This is a genomic window from Staphylococcus sp. GDX8P54P (genome assembly GCF_017893165.1).
Lineage (GTDB): Bacteria > Bacillota > Bacilli > Staphylococcales > Staphylococcaceae > Staphylococcus > Staphylococcus borealis.
In genome coordinates this window covers 208,541-231,693 of sequence record NZ_JAESMM010000010.1, presented here as the reverse complement: position 1 = coordinate 231,693, position 23,153 = coordinate 208,541, and the positions used below count along the sequence as shown (strand labels likewise).

Below are 23,153 nucleotides of genomic sequence, written 5' to 3'. Positions count from 1 at the left end.
AAATGTATAAAAAAAGCTATCCACAAAGTCTTTGACTTTGCAGATAGCCCTGATTCAGTTTGTAACAGATATACGTATTAACTTAGTATAAGCCTTTAGTTTCATTACTTGTATCGATAAAGATGTTTTTAACTTGTTGATAGTTTTTGATTGCATCTTTATAAATTTCTCGACCGATACCTGATTTTTTGTAACCGCCGAATGGTGCTCCAGCTGGGAATTGATTATACGTATTAATCCAAATACGACCTGTTCTTATCGCTTTAGCCACGTTTAGTGCACGATTAATATTTGTCGTGAAGATACCACCTGCTAAACCATATTCAGAATCGTTTGCAATTTGGATTGCTTCTGCTTCATCTTCGAATTTCTCAACAACGACAACTGGTCCGAAAATTTCTTCTTGTGCCAATTGATGGCTATTGTCGTTAATTTCAATAATTGTTGGTTCGAAGAAATATCCTTTATCACGTCCATTGTCAGTTAAGCGATGACCGCCTGTTAAGATATTGGCATTGCTATCTTCTTTGGCAATTTTAACGTAACTTTCAATTTTTTCAAGTTGTTCTGGACCTGTTTGCGCACTCATTTTGACATCTTCATCGAATGGGTCGCCTACTTTAATATTTTCAAACGCATCTTTAAGTTTCGGCATTAATTTATCATAAATTGATGATTGGACTAATAAACGTGAGCCTGCACTACAAACCTCACCTTGGTTAAATAAGATACCTAATTGAACGCCTTCAATTACTAGATCTAAATTAGCATCATCAAAAATGATATTTGCACTTTTACCACCGAGTTCTAATGTTGTTGGTACAATGCGTTCAGCACCTGCTTTAGCAACACCATAACCTACATCCGTAGAACCTGTGAATGATAATTTATTAACGCCTTCATGATTGAAAATCGCGTCACCTGATTCAGAACCTTTACCTGTTAAGACGTTCACAACACCTTTAGGTAATACGTCTTGGAAAATTTTTGCAAGTTCAATTAATGATAAAGGTGTTGAAGACGATGGTTGGATTACAATCGTATTACCTGCAGCTAATGCTGGCGCTAGTTTCCAAGAAGCTAATAGAATTGGGAAGTTCCATGCAACGACAGCACCAACGACACCAACTGGTTCATTGATCACTAAACTCATTGTATTGTCATCAATTTCATTGACTGAACCTTCATCAGTTGTTAATACACTTGCGAAATATTTAAATTGATTGGCTGTTAATGGCACATCAATTGTTGATGTTTCTCGATAAGGCTTACCATTTTGAAGTGATTCAATTGTCGCGAAGTGTTCAACCTTTTCGTGAATTCGACGACTAATTTCTAATAAATAATCCGCACGTTCTTCTTTAGATGTTTTACTCCAACTGTCAAAAGCATCTTGTGCAGCTTTAACTGCTTTATCAACATCAGATTTACTTGCTTTGGCTACTTTAGCTAAATCTTCACCATTAGCGGGGTTAGTTACAGTTAATGTGTCTCCACTTTCACTTGCTTGAAATTCACCGTTGATAAATAAACCGTATTGTTCCTCTAAGAAATCTTTAACGTTTACTTTTGTCATTTTTCATCATCCCTTTATAAATATTTATGAAAAACCATATGTGCGTTGTGTTTACATCAAATGTAAGCGCTTGCTTAAAGCTAATGTTATTTTACCTTATTTAAATTTTTAAATACACTAACTTGCTTGTATTTCATTTCCATATTTATAAGTAGTTAAACATTAAGAACAGAGAGCGCCTGAGACATTGATTGATGTCCAAGACGCTCTCTTTACACTTCATTAAACCCATTCGATGACATCATCGGCTGGTTGACGTACTTTAGCTTTAGGATCATGTTTACGATAGCCAAACGCAACCATTACAGATGGCGCAAACTGTTCTGTATCTATAACTTGTTCTTCAGCTAAAATTTCAGTAACTTTATCCAAATCAAATCCTTCCATAGGACATGAATCAATACCTAATAATGCTGCAGATGTCATCATATTAGCTAAAGCAATATACGTTTGCTTACTTGCCCAATCTAACAATGTTCTCTCGTTATCATTAATATGGAAACTTGTTTGGAAGTCATTGTATTTGTCTTCTACTGCTGGAATCGTACTTTCTTCATATTTTTTGATACCTCGAACGATATGTTGTACATAGTCTGAGTCAGCAGTCACGTTTTTGCGTGCAAGAATAATAACAAAACGACTAGCAGTGCTGAGTTGTTTTTGTGCACCCCAACTATAAGGTTTTAATTTCTCTTTTAAATCTTCATCCTCTAGAACAATAAAACGCCAAGGTTCTAACCCTAATGAACTTGGTGATAAGCACCCCGTTTCCAATATTGTATGAAAATCTGAATCGCTCACATGTTTCTCTGGATCAAATTCCTTCGTTGCATGTCTGAAATTAAACGCGTTTAGGATTGTATCTTGCATCGAACTCATAAAATATTTCCTCCTTAGATTATACTAATTTGATTATATAAGACGTTTCCTTTAGCCTAAAGTTATACGCTTACAATTGTCATCAATTAAAAATAAATGGAAATTTACTATTTTTATGTGAAATTTTTAACAATTGAAAAATAAATTTCAATTTCCCTATTGATTTGTGAATAAATTCACAATATAATATATTTGTAAGTTAAGTAATAGAGATGTTTCAAATCATTATTCCTATTAATAATTCACATTTCTATAGACAACTTAGGAAAACTTATTTATTAATTATAAATTCATACAAAATGAAGTGAGGTTATTAAAATGACAAAAATTATGTTTTATGGAACTCGTGACTACGAGAAAAATGACGCTTTAAACTGGGGTAAAGCGAACAATGTTGAAGTTGTTACAACTGAAGAAATCTTAAGTGAAGATACAGTTGATTTAGCTAAAGGTTTCGATGGTGTCACTACAATGCAATTTGGTAAATTAGCAGAATCTGTTTATCCAAAACTTGAAGAATATGGAATTAAACAAATCGCTCAACGTACTGCTGGTTTCGACATGTACGATTTAGAATTAGCTAAAAAACATGGCATCATCATTTCAAATGTACCTAGCTATTCACCAGAAACAATTGCTGAATATTCAGTGTCTATCGCTTTACAATTAGTACGTCGTTTCCCTGCAATTGAAAAACGTGTTCAAGAACATAATTTCAAATGGGCTGCTCCTATCATGTCTACACCTGTTAAAAATATGACAGTAGCGATTATCGGTACAGGACGTATCGGTGCTGCAACTGGTAAAATTTATGCTGGTTTCGGAGCTAAAGTAGTAGGTTACGATGCATACCCTAACAATTCTTTAGACTTCTTAGAATATAAAGATTCAGTTGAAGAAGCAATTGCTGATGCTGATATCATTTCATTACACGTACCAGCAAACAAAGAAAGTTTCCACTTATTCGATGCTGATATGTTCGCTAAAGTGAAAAAAGGTGCAGTATTAGTAAATGCGGCTCGTGGTGCTGTTATTGATACACCAGAATTAATTAAAGCAGTTAATGATGGTACATTATACGGTGCTGCGATTGATACTTATGAAAACGAAGCAGACTACTTCACTTATGACTGGACTGGTAAAGACATCAAAGATGAAACTTTATTAGAATTAATTGAACATGAAAATATTTTGGTCACTCCACATATCGCATTCTTCTCTGATGAAGCTGTGAGAAATTTAGTTGAAGGCGGATTAAACGCAGCATTATCAGTTATTAATACTGGTAAATGTGAAACTCAATTAAACTAAGATATGTGTTTAATAAATAAAAATCAGGAGAACGCTTAAAGTTGCGTATTCTCCTGATTTTTTTAGTTATTTCAATACTTCTTGTTCTATCACTTGTAAGACACCTTGTTCATCATTGCTAGGTGCGACTGCTTTTGCGATTTCAAATAATGTTTCATCATGACTATTAGCCATAACATAGCTGTGCTCAGCTAATTCAAGCATATCTTTATCATTGTTCGCATCTCCAAATGCCATCAAATCAGAAGCAGACATATCCCACGCTTTTAACAAGCGCTGAAGTGCTTGGCCTTTTGTCATGTTTGGCATAATAATGTCTATACTATCATGTCCACTAGATACGAGTTTAATGATGTCGCTAAATTTCGCTTCTAGATCCTCATCTAATGTCGAATGTGTGTCTCGATTAATATTTAATGCAATTTTGACATATTCATCTTCTGGCAAAGGCTGAAAAGAATCAATCTCCTCTAACTGGTGATAGTAGAAATGGGCATCTTTCTTAAAAGCTTCACTCGTGTCTTTTAATATATAGGCACTTTTCAATCCACAAATTATAAATTCTTTAATGTTTCGCTCAATATTTAAATAATCAACTACTGCTTTGTAATTCGATGTATTAAAGCTACGATAATTGTATAGCGTATTTCCTTTATAGATCACTGCACCATTTTCAGAAATAAAGAACATATCTCTTTCGCCAAATATAGATTTTAGTTTCGCAAATTGATTGCCACTTGCGGCTATGAATTCTATATTACGTTCTTTTAATGCTTTGAAGATCTTCTCAAAACGGTCTTTATCATAATGCTTATTTGAATCTAAAAACGTGCCATCCATGTCTACTGCTATTGCTTTAACCATGTGTACTCCCCCTAGTCCGTTGTATTCACATTTATTATATCTGTCATCTCTTTAAGGTTGAAGTTTACGCTTTCATGATGAAACTATATTCACATTCTGAAATTGTGTACAAACGCTAAAAATAGCGCCCTTCATTTTGATAGCTAAATTAAAAAGAGTGAAACAGCATTCTTAATGAATGTACTATTTCACTCCGATTAACTTACGTTTCTAAATTCAGGTAATGCTTAAATCCAAACACTTAAATGCTTTAGCTTTTAAGGTAATTCATTATTTCACTTGTTTCGCAACAAATATTTTACGCTTTTCCCAAACGCCAGTTTGTTCATTATAATCATCACAAGTGATTAATGTTAATTGATTCTTCTCGCCTTTATGTTCATTAAGGACTTCCACTTGGTCTGGATTAACATCACGGATACTTGTCATTTTATATTCTCGTGTTTCATTCCCTATTTTAAAGTAAACCTTACTCCCTTTTTTAGCTGCTTTTAAGTTAGTGAATTGGTAATGTGGTCGATCGGTAAATGTGTGACCAGCAATAGAAATATTCTGATCACTTAGTGACTCATCCTCTTCAGCAAAGCTTACACCGCGATTTAACTGTTCTGGTGTCGCAGGACCAGGGTAAACTGGTTCTTTAATTTCTGCATCTGGTACTGAAATATAACCAGCCATTTTAGATTTGTCTTTAGGAATTGTCGGCGTTTGCTTACTATTTGACTTATCGTTTTTATCATATTGTTCAATTTTATTGTCGTTGTCTTTTTCATGTAAATAATTATCAATGTGTGGCTTAGCAAATAAATATATTGCTATTAAAATGAGGATGACCCCAATGATTGTCATCAATCGATTGATCCAATTCTTCATTATATGTTACTCCTTTAATGTACTTTCTTAGGTCATAGTATATCATTTTTACTTCATAAGTTTAATTTAATTCATCGTGTCATATTTAATGACATACAGTTGCAACAAAACAATTCTCGCTATAAACTGAAACAAACTTTGAAAAGTAGGTGCCATAATGATTAGAGAAGCAGTACTTGAAGATTTACCGGCAATCTTAGCTATTTATAATGACGCAATATTACATTCAACAGCCGTTTATACTTATGATGTCCAAACGCTAGATGAACGTAAAGCTTGGTTTGACGCAAAACATCAAGCACAAGAACCAATATTTGTATTTGAATGTGAAGGTAAAGCTGTGGGTTTTGCGACTTATGGTCAGTTTAGAAATTGGCCTGCCTATTTATATTCGATTGAACATTCAATCTATGTTGATCAATCGAATCGTGGCAAAGGCATTGCTTCCCAATTACTACAACATCTTATTAACGATGCGAGATCGAAGAATTATCGTACCATTGTAGCTGGTATCGATGCGTCGAATAACAGTAGTATCCAATTACATAAGAAGTTTAACTTTAAACATGCAGGCACCATTACGAATGTTGGCTACAAATTTAATCAATGGTTAGACCTAGCATTTTACCAATATGATTTACATGCAAAATAAAAGAAAAGTAAGTGAGCCCCTTTTACTCACTTACTTTTCTTTTATCGTCTTTTTCAAAAAGGTCTTCTTTCTCGTGAAAGATTTCTTTTTTAAATAACGTTTCTATTTGTTTCCTCTTTTTCTCCGCAATCACAAAACCCACATAATAAAATAGGAATACAATAATCATACTTAATGACATTGATTGTAGTAAGAGATTCTCCCATGTTCCCTCGACAGTCCATAATTGTGTGATAGTTGTGTTGGTCACGAATACAAAAAAGATGATACATAACCTTAGCATATCATCATCCCCTTTTGAGTTATTTTATCTGTATTGGTGAAATTTTGCAATAACTTTTTTAATTTTCTGATAAATATATGCAATTTTAAATCATTTACATGACACACCTATGATTAAATAAAAAAGCCATCCTCAAATGCCTCACAGACATTCAAGAATGACTTATAACTATGGTGGGATTATGAGAAGCTATTCACTTCTGCTTCACCAAAGATTTTACGTTTGATTGCTTCACCAGTTGGTGTACCTGCTAAACCACCAAGTCCTGTTTCTCTTAATTCAGCTGGTAAGCCACGTCCTACTTTATCCATTGCTTCGATAACTTCATCCACTGGAATTCTACTTTCAACACCAGCTAATGCTAAGTCAGCAGAGATTAATGCGTTACCAGAACCAATTGCATTACGCATTACACATGGAATTTCAACTAAACCAGCTACTGGGTCACATACTAGACCAAGTAAGTTACTGATTGCTAGTGCCATTGCGTGACCAGATGCTTCAGGTTCACCACCGAAGATGGATACCGCAGCAGCTGCAGCCATTGCTGAAGCTGAACCAACTTCTGCTTGGCAGCCACCTGTAGCACCTGCAACACTTGCGTTATTAGCAACAACGCGGCCAAATAATGATGAAACGAATAAGAAATCTATCATTTGTTCTTCTGTAAGGTCATGTGTTTTTTCTAATTTAAATAATACGCCCGGAATCGTTCCGGAGGATCCAGCTGTTGGTGTTGCACAAATGATACCCATTGCTGCGTTTACTTCGTTAGTAGCAACTGCGCCTTTCACTGCTTCAACCATTTCATGGCCTGATAAAGCATGATTATTTTCATTATATTTAGCAAGTTTAATCGCATCTTGACCAGTATAACCTGTTACACTTTTAACGCCTTCGCCAGTTGATCCTTTAACTACAGCATCTCTCATGACGTCTAAGTTCTGTTTCATTGTTTCTCTAACTTCGTCACGTGTTTTACCTGAAAGTTCCATCTCTTCTTGGATCATAATATCTGCGAAAGACATTTTATTTTCGACTGCGTAGTCTATTGTTTCTCTAATTGAATCAAACATCTTTAATCCCCCTCTATTTAATATAGGATATATTTAAGTGACTATATTTTTCTTTAATTTGATCTAACGTTGATTCAGATAATGCTTTGTTTAGTGGTAATACTGCTAAACTGAAATTATCGCCCGTTTGTGTCATTTCTTCTTTTATGTCAGCACCAAGTTCACTTACATCATTGATAAAATGATTAACTTCTGATTTATTTGCCGCCCCATCCATTTCTAAGATAGGTAAACCATAGTTAAAATCAATGTCTAGACCTTCTACGCTAATGCGTTTTAATTTAATTGTACCGCCACCGATTGAATTCCCAATGACTTCAATGTGACGTCCATTACCTTCTGCAACAAGATACGCACAGTTAGGATGTTCACCAATACTGTCGCCTTCTTCTTCAATAATGTTCACTTCGATATTTTGGTCTTTAGCAATTGCTAATGAACTTTTAATACGACTATCAAAAGTGCTGTAACCCATTGCACCACCAACGATGGCTAAATCCGTACCGTGTCCTTGATGTGTTTGCGCAAAGGATTCGTAATAATGAATTGTGAGTTTATCTGGCTGTACGCCACCTAATACCGCATATGCAGCATTACCAATTTTAACTGCTCCTGCTGTATGAGAACTTGAAGGTCCCATCATGACAGGCCCAATAATATCAAATGCGCTTTGATAATCGTAGCTTTTTTTAGTAGCCATAATTAAACACTCTCCTTAGGTTGTTTCTGTTTACTAGGCAATTTAATACTCATGTCCATTAGGTTGAATTTTTTAATTAATGTACTGAAGATAAATGCTAAGATAACACTTACAACTGCAACTGTAATGATTGTGATAATTGATCTTGTAGCATCGTTAAATCCGAATAACACGATTGCACCTGCAATTGGTGTTGCCATACCTTTAACACCGATAACAAGTCCACTAAATGTTACGATACATGCGTTTACTACACCGATAATTGCATTTGTACCATACAGTTGTAGAGGGTATTTTGCAATTAAATCAATTTGTGTTAATGGTTCAACAAACACTGCGAATGCTTTTGATTTACTTCCGCCAATATTAAGTCTGCTGAATAATACATAGTTAACAAATGATGAACCTGTACATGTTAATGCACCGATAGCCATTGGTATACCAGTTAGTCCTAATAAGCTCGTTAATACCATTGAACTTAGTGGTGTCATACCCGTTACAGGAATAACTAATCCTAAAATAACTGCTAATGCGTATGGATTACTGTCTCCTACTGATGTAACTGCGCCACCGATTTGATGTAATACAGCCATAACTCCTGGGCTAATAGCTGTTGCTAAACCAAATACAACTGCTGGAGCAATTAAAATCACAGCAATTAAGTCCAAGCCTTCTGGTACTTTTTTCTCGATAAATTTAATACCGAATGAAATAAGGTACGCTGCGATAAATGCTGGTAATAATTTAAAGTCATGTAATACGAGACCAACAATGACTGCAAATACAGGTGAGATACCCATTTTCAAACACGTTAAGATACCAACTGCAACACCTGCAAGGCTTCCTGCTAAGTCTCCTATAGTTTGTAAAAATTCAATATGGAATACGCCACCAATAGCGTAACTTAGGAATGCTTGTGGTAAGAAAGTCGCACAAGCAGCTCCTGATAATGCTTGTAGTCCTTGTTTACCGTATGGCGCGAAGTTTAAGAATAGCGTCATAACGATAAGCACTAATACGAGTGTACCCACTCCTAAAATAATATTCATTCCCCAAAACCTCTTTCAATTTATTTAAGAACCATAGTCATACTACACCCTCTAGAAAACGATTTCAAGACTTATTCAGTGACAAAAATGTAAATTTGTGAAATAAATCACATTAAGAGACTTTTTGAGGATAAAATATTTTTAATTTGAAATCTTTTGAAAATATCTAAATAATTTTAGTTATTTTACACCACTAAAACTACCTTTGTAACCCTTTTCAAGGCAACACTAATATTTGTAATAATTAGTTAAATTGTACACATTTATTTTGTTATATATTCACTTTAACGTGTCAATTTATAGATACATAACAAACTGCTCACAAATGAAAAAATTGTAAAATTTAAATTATTAAGTTTTTAGCACAATAAACGGGCGTGGAGCAGAATTTGTTATGAATTCATTGTTCCACGCCCAACTTGCTTGGCTTGTAGTATTACTTCTTATCATCTTTTTATTGCGTTCTCTCCTAAAAGGCTAACGCTCATTTGATTCTAACCTAGTTGCCGATTTGAACGATTAATCTTCAATCTTTAATAAAGCTTCAGTTAATTGATGTGTGTGATGGTAAATGTCTTTGTATACTTTATAATATGCTTCGTATTGTGCGTGTCTTGTAGCGTCTGGTTCAAAGGTTTGAGCAACATCAATAAATTTCTCAACACATGCATCAAAGCTGTCAAACCAGTTCAATCCATAAGCTGCAATCATCGCCGCGCCCATACTTGGCCCTTCTTCATGTTTCAATTTTCTGATCGTCGCATTGAAAATATCTGCTTGCATTTGTAACCAAAATGAACTTTTGGCACCGCCACCGATTGAAGTGATATGCGTTATCGTCTTACCTGCTTCTCGCATTAATTGTATAGAGTCATATAATGAGAACGTAATACCTTCTAGCACTGCTCTCGCAAAATCCGCTTTCTTATGGCTACCATTAATACCAATAAAACTGCCACGTATAAATGCATCTCCATGTGGTGTACGTTCACCTGCTAAATATGGTGCAAATAGCAAATGGTTCGCGCCAATGGTTGACGTACTGGCTTGTTGAACAATATCATCAAAGCTATCCTGTTCAAAGAAGGTTTGTTTAAGCCAGTTTAAACTGTAACCCGCAGCTAACGTTACACCCATAGCATAAAATGTTTGAGGCACACTATGATCAAAGAAATGGATATTGTTAGTGTATTCAGTATAACCATCATTTTCTACATTAAGGACAACACCAGAAGTTCCGATACTACAAAGCGTATCATTACCATTGATGATACCCGCTCCAATTGCGCCACAGGCATTATCTCCCCCACCAGCATAAACTTTCACAGGCGATTTAAAACCAAGTGTTTCCACTAGTTCTGAGCGTACTTCGCCAACCGCTTCTGTCGAACGCACTAAAGGTGGGTAAATATCCCCAATACCTAAACGTTCACCAACATCTTTAGTCCAATCATGTGTTTCTGGACTTAATAATAGTGTACTCGCCGCATCTGAATATTCCATATGTATTTGGCCTGTTAAACAATAACGCACATAGTCCTTAGGCAATACAAAGACACTCACTTGTTCCCACAATGATGGCTCATGTTGTTTCATCCAAAGCATCTTAGGTAACGTAAACCCTTCAAGTATTGGATTGCCATTTAATCTTTCTCCGTATATGTCTTTGATTTGCATACATTGTTCGGAGTTGCGTGTGTCATTCCAAAGAATCGCGTGACGTACTGGTTGATAATTGCTATCTAGAGGCACTAAGCCATGCATTTGCCCTGAAAATGATAGTCCTTTAACACTATAATTTGCCATTTCAGGTGCTTGATTTATACGTTTAATCCCTTGTTTCACCGCTTCAAACCATTCATTTGGATCTTGTTCACTATAGCCAGCACGGCTTTGTATCAAGGTTAAAGGTTCACTTGTCGAAGCAATCACTTCACCCTGTCGATTAACCGCAATGATTTTAACTGCACTGGTACCCAAGTCAATTCCTAATACTACGTCTTCCACAACCATTCCACCTTTATCAATCAATTGTAAGCGTATATTCCCTTACATATTAAGTAAGCAATTCAATATCTTTTTATTTTATATAAATTTTAAATTAAATTCAAAACCTTTATATTTATCATATCGATTCTGATGATATTTTCAATAGTAAACTAAGATTTCAAATCTTTTTCAATAAAAAATAAAGCAAGGGTGGAACAGAATCCACTTTGAATTCATTGTTCCACCCCCATAAGAATGACTAAATATCGATTATGTTGATATAGATATACATTGCTTCTCAGTTTAGCCAACACATGCACATTGATACTAAACTATCAAACGTTTTGATACCAATTGCTTACGATGCTATTTCTAATTGATCACTATTATCTATTACCCACATCTTGGCCAATTTCAACCGTTTGATCATTTTTATTATAAATGGCGCCTTGAACACTACCAAAGTTAGCGTCATTACGTTTTTCTTGAACTCCGTAGCCCATACTCTTGAAGATATTAATATCTTCATCGCTCGTTGCATTTTCATAATAAATCGTACCACCATCATTATAGAAACGTGGTTTATCAATAGATTCTTGTAACGTACCATTTCCTCTAAGGTAGTCGATAAGTACTTCATTTAAAATCGTAGGAATTTTGTTTCCGCCTGGTGTACCAATACCCATATAGAAATCTGGTCCGACAACAATCGATGGTGATGTATATGAACGTGGTGCTTTATGTTTATCACCATAGTTTGGACTATTCGGATCACTTGAGAAGTTTGTTAACGAGTTGTTCATATAGAAACCTTGCTTCATAAATTTACCTGCGCCAAAGAAACTAGATAATGTATTCGTTGTACTAGCGACTTTACCTTTCTTATCAATTACTACGAAATGCGTTGTACTCGTAGTATCAAGTGATGTATCAAAGTCACTGTTCGTTTCATTGCCACCACTGTTCACATTATTTAAGTTATCTAATAAATAGTCTTCTGATAAATGTGAATCACTATTTGCTTCTTGACCATTAACGATATCCCTATTTCGATACATTACATCACGTGATTTAACAATACCATTAATGTAATCTGCTCTATCATTGCTCGAATTGGCGCTTTCATCAATTTTCAATCCTTGTAACATTAATGCACCACCTAAAGGGTTTGAAGCAGAGTAGATTGTGTTATTGAAATATTTGGTTGATACAGGTCGTTTTTCTTCAGTTTTAAATGTTGAAAAGTCTTTTTCAGTTAATTCACTATCGACTTGTTTAGATATACTTTTGGCGATGTCTTTATAAAAATAGTCAGGCCCTTTATCTCTAATACCTTTAATTGTTTTAGCTAATGCAGGTTGTTTCACCACATCACCTTCACGTACCGTACGTTTTCCTTTAAAGAATGGAGAGTTACGGTCGATATCTGATCCATATATTTTTAAACTACGTTCCAATTCTGAATCCACTTCGAAACCATCTTCGGCTAATGGCACAATATAACTGAATATTTTCTTCTCGTCCATTTTACCTTCACGTTGATGCATATCATGCATACCCCTAACAAATCCTGGCGTACCAATTTCATCGCCTTTCTTATAATTATAAGAAGACAATGTTTTATATTCATACATCTTAGGTTCTTCACCATCATTACCATTGTATGTAAGTGTGGCACCACCGCCACCTAATCCTGATGAGTGTGGTTCTGTTACTGCTAATGCATAGGAAACACCTACAGCCGCATCTACTGCATTACCACCATCTTCAATAATTTTATTTCCGACACGTGTGGCAATAGGGTTATTTGATGCTACACCATATTTTTTACTACTGCCAGAGGATTTATGATCTGCAATTTTATTTTCGAATAGTGTATCTTTATCAGGATTGTCTTCTTTATTGAAATAGTAAAAGACAAAGGATATCAAAATGGTGATAACTAAAATGACTGATAATGTCACTTTACTATAAATATTCATACTAACTGGCCCCTTTAGATAAATATTGCTCCGTTGCATCTTTTAATTCATTTTTCTCAAAATTATCAAGGCCTTCGTTCGCTTTGGCAAACGTTACCATTAACAGAATTGCAATTATAATGAGTGTTGTTACAATACCTAACCAATGCTTTTTAATATTCAAAGGTATATCCTCCATTCTCCTTTTTAAGGTGAATTGATTTGTCGTTAATATTATTGTAATAACGTTGTGCCTCTACCTTGTTCATGTGGTCTTTTGTTATCTTGCCATCTGCACCACGTACTGGCGTAATGCTGAATTTATGATGTTGTCCATTCCAATCGTGTTGAACGACCATCCCTTTTTGATTTTTAGATAGGAATGAATCTGACGTTAAATTACCTAAACTATAAAAGATACTCGCATTTTTATATTTTTCAACTTTTTGAACGACCGAATTATGGCCGATGATGACATCTGCGCCAGATTGCACTAAAGCATGCGCATACTCTTTTTGACGATCCGTTACACTACGTTCATTCGTAATACCCCAATCCACGTTAACAACAACTAAATCATTATTTTCCTTTAAATTTTTGATCAGCGGAACAAAGATTTTAGGATCTAAACTAATAGATGTTGTATTTTTAAGTGGATCTTCATAATTCGAACCTACATCCGTAAATGACACATTGGCTATTTTTTTACCTTTTACCGTTTGTTGTACCGTTTTACTGTTAATTGGATTCGAACCGTTGCCAGTCATAAAGTTATAATCGGTTTGCGCTTCCACTTGTTTACTCAAATCTTGGGCTTGCACATTATCAATCGTGTTATTGATTAAATTGACACTTTTAATATTTTGCTTTTTCAAGAACATAATATTCTCAATATTCTTCTTAATATTCGTTTTCGGATCATTTGAGAAGTGGCTTACTAAGAGTGACGCCGTTGAGAAGTCACTGTGTTGAAGCGGTTGTTTCAAGCCATTAAACACATCGTTAAGATCCATTTGTCTAAAATGTTTATTCAATGTGATATTACCTAAATATGTACTACGAATATAATCATTACCTGAGCTTGGCATAGCCTCAACTGGCTCAACTTTCACAGCTCTAATAGCGAATACCAGAAGTACAAGTGCAACAATTAAAACGATAAGTGTATAAATGAAGTTAAGGCGTTTGTGTCGTTTAGATTGCTTAAGTAACCATTCGCTCGCTGATAACCGTTTTTTCTTTTTCATTACTCTGCGCTCCTTGCTCGCGATTAATTAATAAAGCTATATAAGAATAAGATGATATATGTGATACAAGTAAGTAACATCGTTGTTGACAACGTAATCACGACACCTTGTTTTTGAATTGTATTCGCAATGATTCCTGGAATAACGACACCAATACCAGACACTTGAACCATTTCAAATGGCGTCAATGGATAAATCAAGTCGAATAGGAATTTAAGAACCATCCCAGTTAAAATCATCGCCGCAAATTTTCTTCTTCCGTACAAAATAACCCATCTACTAATACCATATGTAACGATGAAAAATGTTAAACAACTAATGACTAACACAGATAACAACATGATGGGCTGATCGAATATAAGTGCTAAATAGCCTGGTACAACGAGCCCTGCTGGATTAATCCCAAATTTCTCGGCAAATATTAAACTTAATACGATACCGACAAATAGGGAGAAGTATAATTCTGAACCTATCATTTTATTCTATCCCTTCTATAAATTCTGCTATTCTACCACCTGGACCATGAATATTACCTACACAGAAAATGAGTGCATTGTGTGATTCTTGCATGATGGCTTTTTCAATTTCTGGGAACTCACGGTTTTCAAAATTAAGATATTTTTTGTCAGGTAAGTGTTGCATTAAGTCTGTCACCATTTGCGTACTTTTACCGGTACAAATCAGTGTGTCAAAGTCTACATCGTCAATAAAGTTCTCAACAAATTGACGTGTTCTATCTACCCTGTCTGAACGACAATTTAAAATAACTACTTTTTTTGTATATGGATAGTTGTAAGATTCAACTTTGTTCAAAATCGCTTTAGTCGATTGTGGTTCATTGGCAGCAAATGCATTAACAAATACATTTCGTGTGCGATTTGCATTAAAATATTTAATTTCTACTGCGCCAGGATCTGGTGGTGCATTTAACATACCTCTTAATGCAGTATCCTTATCTATCCCAACAGCTTGCGCAACGCCTAATGCGATCGCAACGTTATCTGGAAAGACAAGATAAGGGAACTTTCTTAAATAGGATTCAGGAATTTTATCTTTATCGACAACGATTAACTTCGTTTTTCGTTTTTTAGCTTCTTTTGCGAAAAATTTAGTATAATCGTCTTTCATCACAACTAATGTCCCTTTGTATGGAATTGTTGCAGTAAACGCTTGTGCAACATCTTGAAGCGTAGGTCCAAGCACATCCATGTGGTCTTCCATAACATTGACGATAACGCCAATATTGGCTTTGACTAAATCCTGTTGAAAGGTAATCTGATAATCTGGATTAACTGCCATACATTCGTTCACTAGCGCCTCGGCTCTTTGTTTAACCACTTTGCGCACGATGTCACGTTGTTCCCCAATATTAGCACCTTGGGGTTTCCTAATGACTGGATATTCTTTGTCAGTAAACCAATATAACATTCGGGCATCTGTTCCTGTCGTTTTGCCTATCACATGATAATGATCCTCTCTTAGAATGCTATAAATCATTCTAGTGATAGTTGATTTACCTCGAATACCGTTAATGTTGATTCTAATCGGAATCTTATTAAGTCGATTTGTATGACGCTTTTTCTCTTTAATACCGAGCCATAAAATCAATGCGATACAAATTATAATGAGAATCACAGTATAGTCCCTCTCTTTGATTGTTTTTAATATTAAGTTGTCTAAATACGTATTGCGTTAATATGTATATCAAAAGTGATGTTTCAACACTTTCTATAGAAGTTGTTAATTAATAAAACGTCTTTTTTATCATGAACATTTTAAACGAATTATTACTTCTAATAAGGGTATGCTATCATTTACGTATTTAGTCAGTTTTAATATTGTAAATCTAATGTAAAATTATATTAACAAAGATTAATTTTTTTAGAAATATTCAATATTTTAAAATTACAAATAAAGACTAATTTTAAAAATATTTTTCTGAATTTAATATTTAATATGTATTATTTGATAAATCATTAAATATTTACGCCATATTTACATTAAATTAAAATTCTGATGTTACTTTAAAGGTAAATAAAGATACAACTTTAGGAGGATACTGATGGGTAAACCTTTGACTAAACCTGTGAAAATAGCAATTGGCATCTATTTAGCAATGGTATTATTCGTTTGTTCAAGCTATTTAGTATTTATTCTTGTAGGTAGCTTACAAGGAAATGATATGAGTAATTCAGTTTTAGACACAGACCATCAACACATTAATAGCGTTACTAAAGATTCTAACGAAGGCATTGATGATACAAAGTTAAACAAAGCATCTGCAACGCGTGATGATGTTGCGAAAGAAGAAATGACTTTAAATTCAAATGATACGATTTTAAATACAGATACCGAAAAAGTAGGCGCACATTCATCTGATTGATGAACATTGCACCTACTTTATTTTAAATGTTTCGCATATTTGATTTGGAATTGCTTCGGTGTAAGCGAATATTTATGTTTAAAACTTTGTATAAAATAACTTGTTGTTGAAAAACCACAATCCATCGCTACTTCAGTCACATTTCGATGATGATACATCAGCTGCTTTGCACTTTGCTCTAGGCGATAGTTTTGTAAAAAGTTCAATGGTGTGTCCCCTGCAAATCGTTTAAATAACTTGATTGTTTCCGCCTCACTCATATGAACCATACGACTTAATTCGCTAAGTTTAACTTTTTTATAATAATGACTTTGTAAGTATTGAATACATTGCTTCACTCTTGGATCAAAGAAATATTGAGTGACTTGTTGATACTGATCAAAGATATTTAACAGGTGATTTAAACATTGATAAAATTCACTAAGAATTTGTAGTTGAAAATAACCTTTTTGAGCTATATAAATTTGCCCTACTTTCTCAACCCGTTTCAATAAATGGATGCTCTCTTCATCATTTGGACTTAATTTAATAAACGGAATAGACTGCGCTTGATCTACAATATGACTAACATACGTAAAGTTAATATATTCTGTAACATTAGGTAATCCAATATTCCAGCAATAAAAACGTGCCCCTTCATCTACATCATGAATTTCATGTACAACATTGGAGTTAATAAATAATCCTTCACCCTCATGAATCACTAGTGTATTTTCTGCTAACTTCACCTGAATTATCCCATCTGTCACATACATAAATTGTAATGCATAATGCCAATGTAGCGGTATATAGCCGAGTAATGTCTTATTTAGCGTCGTATGTAAAATAACATGTGGCCAACGACGATCAGGATAATTAATCTTTTCTTCCAAATTTGCATTAACAGTCATTTCAGACGTCATCTGTAATCACCTCAATATTTTGATATTTTTACTCATTATTTGAGTATTATCCATTTCATAAACATTATATTATGAGATTTATAATAAAACAAAATACAGATGGAGGTGCATTGTATGACTCACACACAACACAGACTAAAAGGTGTGTTATTTGCAATTATAGGTGCTACTTTGTGGGGATTAGGCGGAACGGTTTCGGATTTACTGTTCAACCAACGCGGTTTAGATGTTGATTGGTATGTCACTGCACGCCTATTAATCAGCGGCGTCTTCTTACTAAGTCTTTATAAAATACGACGCCCTAAACAATCTATTTTTATTGTTTTTCGAAATCCTAGAACAATCGTTAGTTTGCTTATTTATAGTTTAATCGGTATGCTATTTGTTCAATACGCTTATATGGCATCGATCGCAACTGGTAATGTTGCTGTAGCTACCCTTTTACAATACATTGCACCTGTGTATATCATCATTTGGTTCGTTATACGTGGTCTCGATGTATTCCGTCCATTTGATATTTTAGCCATTGCAATGACATTAATTGGAACATTTTTACTTTTAACAAATGGATTGATTTCTCATTTAGTTGTATCTCCTACAAGTTTATTCTGGGGCATTATCGCAGGTTTAGCACTTGCGTTTTACACGATCTATGCCACAGGTTTGCTTGACAAGTTCCCATCTATTTTAATCGTTGGATGGGCAATGATCATTTCTGGTTGTGCCATGAACTTTAAACAACCTATTTGGGATGTTAGCTTTAATACTATGAGTGCATCTACAATCGTTTATTTGATATTTGGTATTATTGCTGGGACTGCTTTAGCATTCTATTTATTTATCGATAGTCTCAAATACCTATCGCCTAAAGAGACAACATTATTAGGTACCATCGAACCAGTCATTGCAGTTGTAACAAGTGCCTTATGGCTTGATGTTACGTTTCAATCGATACAAGTGGTTGGCATTGTATTAATTCTGATCTTAATTTTAATGTTATCACTTAAGAAACAACCTGAAGAGATATAACCAATAAAGCGCCTAAGACGTTTACCATGATTAACGCAAGTGGAATAGCATTTACGATGCATTGATTTGTCCACGCAGTGAATCATTTCGTCCTAGGCGCTTTCTTTTATAGAATAATAGATTTAAGTTGTGTAAAGAATTTCTGTCTTTCTGGTAATGGGAAAATCGGATAAATGTGGAATAAATTATATCCTGGTATAAAATCATGTTCAATGCCTTTCGCATTCAACATTTTAGATAATTTTAAGGCATCTGGATATAATGTTTCTTTGGTACCGATAAAGATGGATAATCGTCCTAATCCTTCTAAATCACCATTAATCGGAGAAATTCTATAATCTTCAATTGGTAATTGACCTGCCCATAATTTGATGAAGTATTGACTACCTTCTATCCCCAACATAGGATCGATGCGTTCATATGTTTTAGCATCTGGATTGCTCATCGTACCATCTAACACTGGTGATAGCATTACGATATGACCCGGTTGAGGCAACGTCGTTTCTGCTTTTAAATATTCTGCAAATGATAATGCGATTTGTCCACCTGCTGAGTCTCCCATAATAATGAGTTGATCTGTATGTTCAACTTTGGCAACCTGCTTATCATAAATGAGCTTTAATAATTCAAATGTCGTGCGGTAATCACGATGAGGCACTTTAGGATAAATTGGCATAATGACCTTCGCATCAAGTTGTCCTGCAAGTTCATCGATAAAATCAAAATGGTTCTCTAACGGATCTTGGAACCACGCACCACCATGAATATATAACACCACTTTTTGTTGATGGTTACATTGATCATTCACAATATATGTCACACAGCCATTCCAACTTTTTGTTCGAACATCATGTTTAAATTCATAACTTGTGCCACTATATTTACCCGCCGTAATAGCTTTAGTTTCTTCTAATGCTTTTTTAGCATCTGCCTCATTCTCAAATGTTTTTTTCATACCAGACATTCGTATATACTTTTCAGTTATATAACTCTTATAACTACGTTTTTCTTTTACTTTAATAAATGCTAATGTACCTAATATCGCAGATGTTGCTACTGTTAATACACTTTTTTTCATCGTCTTGATGACCTCCTATACATTTATATATTATAAACCTTAAATTCCAAATCATTTAGTAATTAACACTAAGAATATCAAACAATATTTTCAATTTAAGTCAAACGTGCTATCCTTATATCAATTATCTGAATTTTCAATTTAAAAGAGGAGGCAAGCATTGATGTCACGTCATAAAATCGTTCTTATAGGTAGTGGTTATGTAGGTTCTGCGTTTGCCCACGCAGTTGTAGCTAAAGGATTAGTCGACGAATTGGCAATTATTGATATTGACGAGGATAAAGCTAAAGCGGATGTATGGGATTTGAATCATGCTACGCCATTTGGTGATCACTTCGTTAATGTACATGTAGGACAGTACGAGGATTGTAAAGATGCAGATATTGTGGTAATCTGTGCAAGTGCGAAACTTGCTAAAGGAGAAACACGACTTAAATTATTAGAAGATAATGTCGATATCTTTGTTCCAATGGTTCAACGTATTGTCGATAGTGGCTTTGATGGTTATTTTGTATTACCTACTAATCCTGTAGATATTATGAGCTATGTCGTTAAACACGTCTCAAATTTCCCTAAAAATAAAATCATTGGGTCAGGTACTTCTTTAGATACAGCTCGTTTTCAATTCTTCTTAAGTCGCGCGTTTAATGTTGCACCAAATCAAGTATATGCGCCCATTATTGGCGAACATGGAGATTCGCAAGTCGCAGTATGGTCACATGCTCAAATTGCAGGTGAATCCATCCTAGATTTATTGCCATCTGATACAAATATTGAAGCGTTTAAAGCATCCATAGCAGAACAGACAACGCAGGTCGGTTATGATATTTATGTTCGAAAAGGCACGACCAATTTCGGCATATCGCTTAGTTTAGTTCGAATTGTAGAGGCGATTCTATTCAATAAACATATCATCATGAATGTATCAAGCTATTTAGAAGGCGAGTATGGACTTACCGATGTCTATATAGGTGTGCCAACAATCATTAATGGTAACGGAGCAGATAAAGTCTTTGAATTCGCTTTATCCGAAGATGAACACGCACAATTACATCAATCAGCCCAAGTGATAGCAACCTATCAACAACGTGCCGATGATATCATTCAACGTATGAGTAAATAAGAACGGACACATGGGATAGGGACAGAATTCAATTTGAATTCAAAGTTCCATCCCCTGTTCCAAAACAGCTATCATACATTAAATCCAATTGGTGTTCGAAACGTTGCATATCTATAAAACGTGCTTGACGATGCATTTCTTTACCATCCATAAAAATTAAATCTACAGGCACAGTAAATATAGATAACTCACCTGCAATTGCTTCGATATCTGATTGGTTTATAATGGCAAGTTCTGCATGAGGATAAGTAGCTACAATATCCTCAATTTGAGGTAACACCGCATGGCATACCGAACAATGATTTCGCATTACATGAACAACTACTAGTTGATAATCTTTAATAAATTGATGAAAAGCTTCAATAGTACTCAAATGCTTCGTCATTTTCTCACCTGCACTTTCACTTATTTTAATAAATCTTGAAATACTTTTGGCATCTTAGTTATTCTTTGACGTTCTAAATCAAAGAAACCGCCCGTTTGATATCCAATACAATGCACTTTATCTCCGGAAGAAATTTCAAATTTAAATACCCATTTCATTCTTCCACCTTGAACAAACCAGCATCGTCCTACTGGCTTATCATGTATCGTTATCGGAACTTTATATTCTATTTCTGTTTTCATTAATATTGGCGATATATGTTGCTTCATCATTTCTGAGAAGGTCATGTAGTTATTAATGAATATCGTACGTAAATCTTCAAACCAGCGAATATATACAATATTACTCACGATACCCATCGCATCAATGTCGTAATTGTTTACTTCAATCTCTTTTTCAGCTACTAATAATCCTTCATTTTCCATAAATATAGTCTCCTTTAAATCATCTTTCAATTATATTTTACGACGATTAAATGCATTTTTCATCTACTTTGACTATACATCTCATGATGGCACATTTATATATATGTCAATTTTATTATATATTATTTTTATTAAATACATAACCAAATTAACATGCTATAATTATTGTGAAATAATTCACAATTAACAGGAGGATGATTCATTTGAAAGCTTATATTTATGAAAAGCCAGGTGTCGCAAAACTCATTGACAAAGAGAAGCCAGTTGTAACTGAAAGTACAGATGCTATTATCAGAATGGTCAAAACGACGATTTGTGGTACAGATTTACATATTATTAAAGGTGATACACCTGAAGTACCTGCAAATACAACATTAGGTCATGAAGGTATTGGTATTGTTGAATCTGTTGGTTCAAGTGTCAACAATTTTAAAGTTGGCGACAAAGTTATCGTGTCTTGTATTTCTTCATGTGGCAAATGTTATTACTGTAAAAAAGGCATCTATGCGCATTGTGAAAATGATGGTGGTTGGATTTTAGGTCATTTAATTGACGGTACACAAGCCGAATATGTTAAAGTTCCTTTCGCAGATAACTCTTTATACCATGCACCAGACGCTTTACCTGACGAAGCATTAGTCATGTTATCAGACATATTACCTACTGGATATGAAATTGGTGTATTAAAAGGGAAAGTGAAACCGGGTAGTACGGTTGCAATTGTGGGAGCTGGACCAGTCGGATTAGCTGCATTATTAACTGCACAATTTTACTCCCCTTCTAAAATCATTATGATTGATTTGGATGATAATCGTTTACAAACTGCGAAAGAATTAGGTGCAACGCATACTGTTAATTCTAGCAATGTGGAAGAAGCTATTGCGCAAGTCAAATCACTGAATCATCGTGGTGTAGACGTAGCAATAGAAGCAGTCGGTATTCCGCAAACATTCGATTTATGCCAAAAATTAATTGGCGTCGATGGCACAATTGCTAACGTAGGTGTCCACGGTTTACCGGTTCAATTCGATATCGATAAATTATGGATTAAGAATATTAACGTAACAACAGGACTTGTGTCTGCAAATACAACTGAAGAACTGTTAGAAGCTTTGAAAAGTAAAATTATCCAACCTGAACAATTGGTTACACATTATAGTAAGTTAAGTGATATTGCACATGCCTATGATTTGTTTAGAAATGCTACAGATCATAAAGCGATTAAATTACTTATCGAGAATGATATAACACAATAATCCTTAATCATCACTTTATATTATTAATTTCTATAAGACCTTTAACCATTCTAAGCATTGATTTCAAAATGTATAGTCATTGGTTAAAGGTCTTTTTTACATAGAATCCAAT

General features: G+C 34.5%; 23 protein-coding genes and 1 pseudogene. 6 read left to right on the top strand and 18 right to left on the bottom strand.

Annotated elements, in window-relative coordinates:
- Positions 1 to 82: 82 nt before the first annotated feature.
- Positions 83 to 1,576 (bottom strand): aldehyde dehydrogenase family protein, encoded by a 1,494-nt coding sequence (locus KA909_RS05235; protein WP_193838952.1) that lies wholly within the window; start codon positions 1,574 to 1,576, stop codon positions 83 to 85.
- A 222-nt stretch (positions 1,577 to 1,798) separates the two neighbouring features.
- Positions 1,799 to 2,455 carry an NAD(P)H-dependent oxidoreductase gene (locus tag KA909_RS05230; protein ID WP_210130020.1) on the bottom strand — a complete coding sequence of 219 codons (657 nt, stop codon included), beginning with the start codon at positions 2,453 to 2,455 and terminating at the stop codon, positions 1,799 to 1,801.
- 318 nt (positions 2,456 to 2,773) lie between these two features.
- Between KA909_RS05230 and KA909_RS05225 the strand changes: the two genes are divergently transcribed.
- Complete coding sequence (locus KA909_RS05225; RefSeq protein ID WP_075108156.1) at positions 2,774 to 3,766, top strand: D-lactate dehydrogenase; 993 nt, start codon at positions 2,774 to 2,776, stop codon at positions 3,764 to 3,766.
- Between the two features lie 66 nt (positions 3,767 to 3,832).
- Here the strand turns inward: KA909_RS05225 and KA909_RS05220 are convergent, their stop codons facing one another.
- Positions 3,833 to 4,630 (bottom strand): Cof-type HAD-IIB family hydrolase, encoded by a 798-nt coding sequence (locus KA909_RS05220; protein ID WP_193838950.1) that lies wholly within the window; start codon positions 4,628 to 4,630, stop codon positions 3,833 to 3,835.
- A 270-nt stretch (positions 4,631 to 4,900) separates the two neighbouring features.
- Entirely contained in the window at positions 4,901 to 5,503 is a 603-nt protein-coding gene (gene srtA, locus KA909_RS05215; protein WP_193838949.1) for a class A sortase SrtA, read from the bottom strand.
- A 157-nt stretch (positions 5,504 to 5,660) separates the two neighbouring features.
- Between srtA and KA909_RS05210 the strand changes: the two genes are divergently transcribed.
- Entirely contained in the window at positions 5,661 to 6,155 is a 495-nt protein-coding gene (locus KA909_RS05210; RefSeq protein ID WP_193838948.1) for a GNAT family N-acetyltransferase, read from the top strand.
- 115 nt (positions 6,156 to 6,270) lie between these two features.
- Here KA909_RS05210 and KA909_RS13480 read toward each other — a convergent pair.
- The 10 genes and pseudogenes from KA909_RS13480 to pgsB form a co-directional block, all read right to left on the bottom strand.
- Positions 6,271 to 6,438 (bottom strand): annotated as a pseudogene (locus KA909_RS13480) (hypothetical protein); the annotation flags it as partial.
- 179 nt (positions 6,439 to 6,617) lie between these two features.
- Positions 6,618 to 7,514, bottom strand: a complete 897-nt coding sequence (gene sdaAA, locus KA909_RS05205; protein WP_053028816.1) for an L-serine ammonia-lyase, iron-sulfur-dependent, subunit alpha — start codon at positions 7,512 to 7,514, stop codon at positions 6,618 to 6,620.
- Between the two features lie 13 nt (positions 7,515 to 7,527).
- Entirely contained in the window at positions 7,528 to 8,214 is a 687-nt protein-coding gene (locus KA909_RS05200) for a serine dehydratase beta chain (RefSeq protein ID WP_053028817.1), read from the bottom strand.
- A gap of 2 nt (positions 8,215 to 8,216) precedes the next feature.
- Positions 8,217 to 9,263 carry a PTS sugar transporter subunit IIC gene (locus tag KA909_RS05195; RefSeq protein ID WP_075108161.1) on the bottom strand — a complete coding sequence of 349 codons (1,047 nt, stop codon included), beginning with the start codon at positions 9,261 to 9,263 and terminating at the stop codon, positions 8,217 to 8,219.
- Positions 9,264 to 9,782: 519 nt separating this feature from the next.
- Positions 9,783 to 11,276 (bottom strand): xylulokinase, encoded by a 1,494-nt coding sequence (gene xylB / locus KA909_RS05190; protein ID WP_210130019.1) that lies wholly within the window; start codon positions 11,274 to 11,276, stop codon positions 9,783 to 9,785.
- Between the two features lie 362 nt (positions 11,277 to 11,638).
- Positions 11,639 to 13,234: a gamma-glutamyltransferase gene (locus KA909_RS05185; RefSeq protein ID WP_193838947.1), complete on the bottom strand. Its 1,596-nt coding sequence runs from the start codon at positions 13,232 to 13,234 to the stop codon at positions 11,639 to 11,641.
- A gap of 1 nt (position 13,235) precedes the next feature.
- Positions 13,236 to 13,397, bottom strand: coding sequence for a hypothetical protein (locus KA909_RS05180; protein WP_174841346.1), 162 nt, complete (start codon positions 13,395 to 13,397; stop codon positions 13,236 to 13,238).
- Complete coding sequence (locus KA909_RS05175; protein ID WP_193838946.1) at positions 13,387 to 14,460, bottom strand: CapA family protein; 1,074 nt, start codon at positions 14,458 to 14,460, stop codon at positions 13,387 to 13,389. Before KA909_RS05175 ends, KA909_RS05180 begins: the two co-directional genes overlap by 11 nt.
- Positions 14,461 to 14,483: 23 nt before the next feature.
- Positions 14,484 to 14,936, bottom strand: a complete 453-nt coding sequence (gene pgsC / locus KA909_RS05170) for a poly-gamma-glutamate biosynthesis protein PgsC (protein ID WP_075108165.1) — start codon at positions 14,934 to 14,936, stop codon at positions 14,484 to 14,486.
- A gap of 1 nt (position 14,937) precedes the next feature.
- Positions 14,938 to 16,095, bottom strand: a complete 1,158-nt coding sequence (gene pgsB / locus KA909_RS05165) for a poly-gamma-glutamate synthase PgsB (RefSeq protein WP_053028827.1) — start codon at positions 16,093 to 16,095, stop codon at positions 14,938 to 14,940.
- Positions 16,096 to 16,522: 427 nt separating this feature from the next.
- Here pgsB and KA909_RS05160 point away from each other — a divergent pair, with 427 nt between their 5' ends.
- A complete protein-coding gene (locus KA909_RS05160) occupies positions 16,523 to 16,843 on the top strand; it encodes a hypothetical protein (RefSeq protein ID WP_070854740.1) in 321 nt (106 codons plus the stop codon).
- Positions 16,844 to 16,860: 17 nt separating this feature from the next.
- Here KA909_RS05160 and KA909_RS05155 read toward each other — a convergent pair whose 3' ends face one another.
- Positions 16,861 to 17,745 carry an AraC family transcriptional regulator gene (locus KA909_RS05155; RefSeq protein WP_228480675.1) on the bottom strand — a complete coding sequence of 295 codons (885 nt, stop codon included), beginning with the start codon at positions 17,743 to 17,745 and terminating at the stop codon, positions 16,861 to 16,863.
- 114 nt (positions 17,746 to 17,859) lie between these two features.
- Here KA909_RS05155 and KA909_RS05150 point away from each other — a divergent pair, with 114 nt between their 5' ends.
- Positions 17,860 to 18,774, top strand: a complete 915-nt coding sequence (locus KA909_RS05150) for an EamA family transporter (protein WP_245339348.1) — start codon at positions 17,860 to 17,862, stop codon at positions 18,772 to 18,774.
- A 106-nt stretch (positions 18,775 to 18,880) separates the two neighbouring features.
- Here KA909_RS05150 and KA909_RS05145 read toward each other — a convergent pair whose 3' ends face one another.
- Positions 18,881 to 19,852: an alpha/beta hydrolase fold domain-containing protein gene (locus KA909_RS05145; RefSeq protein ID WP_193838944.1), complete on the bottom strand. Its 972-nt coding sequence runs from the start codon at positions 19,850 to 19,852 to the stop codon at positions 18,881 to 18,883.
- A gap of 163 nt (positions 19,853 to 20,015) precedes the next feature.
- Here KA909_RS05145 and KA909_RS05140 point away from each other — a divergent pair, with 163 nt between their 5' ends.
- Positions 20,016 to 20,975 carry an L-lactate dehydrogenase gene (locus KA909_RS05140; protein WP_210130017.1) on the top strand — a complete coding sequence of 320 codons (960 nt, stop codon included), beginning with the start codon at positions 20,016 to 20,018 and terminating at the stop codon, positions 20,973 to 20,975.
- A 28-nt stretch (positions 20,976 to 21,003) separates the two neighbouring features.
- On the opposite strand, the gene KA909_RS05135 is transcribed toward KA909_RS05140, so the two are convergent.
- Positions 21,004 to 21,360, bottom strand: a complete 357-nt coding sequence (locus KA909_RS05135; RefSeq protein ID WP_193838943.1) for a thioredoxin family protein — start codon at positions 21,358 to 21,360, stop codon at positions 21,004 to 21,006.
- Between the two features lie 20 nt (positions 21,361 to 21,380).
- Positions 21,381 to 21,785 carry an acyl-CoA thioesterase gene (locus KA909_RS05130; RefSeq protein WP_193838942.1) on the bottom strand — a complete coding sequence of 135 codons (405 nt, stop codon included), beginning with the start codon at positions 21,783 to 21,785 and terminating at the stop codon, positions 21,381 to 21,383.
- Positions 21,786 to 21,988: 203 nt separating this feature from the next.
- On the opposite strand from KA909_RS05130, the gene KA909_RS05125 reads away from it, so the two are divergent.
- Positions 21,989 to 23,041: a zinc-dependent alcohol dehydrogenase family protein gene (locus KA909_RS05125; RefSeq protein WP_075108172.1), complete on the top strand. Its 1,053-nt coding sequence runs from the start codon at positions 21,989 to 21,991 to the stop codon at positions 23,039 to 23,041.
- Positions 23,042 to 23,153: the final 112 nt, after the last annotated feature.

Coding starts and splice junctions, on each gene's coding strand:
- KA909_RS05235 (WP_193838952.1), bottom strand. CDS start 1,576: ATGACAAAAGTAAACGTTAAAGATTTCTTAGAGGAACAATACGGTTTA.
- KA909_RS05230 (WP_210130020.1), bottom strand. CDS start 2,455: ATGAGTTCGATGCAAGATACAATCCTAAACGCGTTTAATTTCAGACAT.
- KA909_RS05225 (WP_075108156.1), top strand. CDS start 2,774: ATGACAAAAATTATGTTTTATGGAACTCGTGACTACGAGAAAAATGAC.
- KA909_RS05220 (WP_193838950.1), bottom strand. CDS start 4,630: ATGGTTAAAGCAATAGCAGTAGACATGGATGGCACGTTTTTAGATTCA.
- srtA (WP_193838949.1), bottom strand. CDS start 5,503: ATGAAGAATTGGATCAATCGATTGATGACAATCATTGGGGTCATCCTC.
- KA909_RS05210 (WP_193838948.1), top strand. CDS start 5,661: ATGATTAGAGAAGCAGTACTTGAAGATTTACCGGCAATCTTAGCTATT.
- sdaAA (WP_053028816.1), bottom strand. CDS start 7,514: ATGTTTGATTCAATTAGAGAAACAATAGACTACGCAGTCGAAAATAAA.
- KA909_RS05200 (WP_053028817.1), bottom strand. CDS start 8,214: ATGGCTACTAAAAAAAGCTACGATTATCAAAGCGCATTTGATATTATT.
- KA909_RS05195 (WP_075108161.1), bottom strand. CDS start 9,263: ATGAATATTATTTTAGGAGTGGGTACACTCGTATTAGTGCTTATCGTT.
- xylB (WP_210130019.1), bottom strand. CDS start 11,276: ATGGTTGTGGAAGACGTAGTATTAGGAATTGACTTGGGTACCAGTGCA.
- KA909_RS05185 (WP_193838947.1), bottom strand. CDS start 13,234: ATGAATATTTATAGTAAAGTGACATTATCAGTCATTTTAGTTATCACC.
- KA909_RS05175 (WP_193838946.1), bottom strand. CDS start 14,460: ATGAAAAAGAAAAAACGGTTATCAGCGAGCGAATGGTTACTTAAGCAA.
- pgsC (WP_075108165.1), bottom strand. CDS start 14,936: ATGATAGGTTCAGAATTATACTTCTCCCTATTTGTCGGTATCGTATTA.
- KA909_RS05160 (WP_070854740.1), top strand. CDS start 16,523: ATGGGTAAACCTTTGACTAAACCTGTGAAAATAGCAATTGGCATCTAT.
- KA909_RS05155 (WP_228480675.1), bottom strand. CDS start 17,745: ATGACGTCTGAAATGACTGTTAATGCAAATTTGGAAGAAAAGATTAAT.
- KA909_RS05150 (WP_245339348.1), top strand. CDS start 17,860: ATGACTCACACACAACACAGACTAAAAGGTGTGTTATTTGCAATTATA.
- KA909_RS05145 (WP_193838944.1), bottom strand. CDS start 19,852: ATGAAAAAAAGTGTATTAACAGTAGCAACATCTGCGATATTAGGTACA.
- KA909_RS05140 (WP_210130017.1), top strand. CDS start 20,016: ATGTCACGTCATAAAATCGTTCTTATAGGTAGTGGTTATGTAGGTTCT.
- KA909_RS05135 (WP_193838943.1), bottom strand. CDS start 21,360: ATGACGAAGCATTTGAGTACTATTGAAGCTTTTCATCAATTTATTAAA.
- KA909_RS05130 (WP_193838942.1), bottom strand. CDS start 21,785: ATGGAAAATGAAGGATTATTAGTAGCTGAAAAAGAGATTGAAGTAAAC.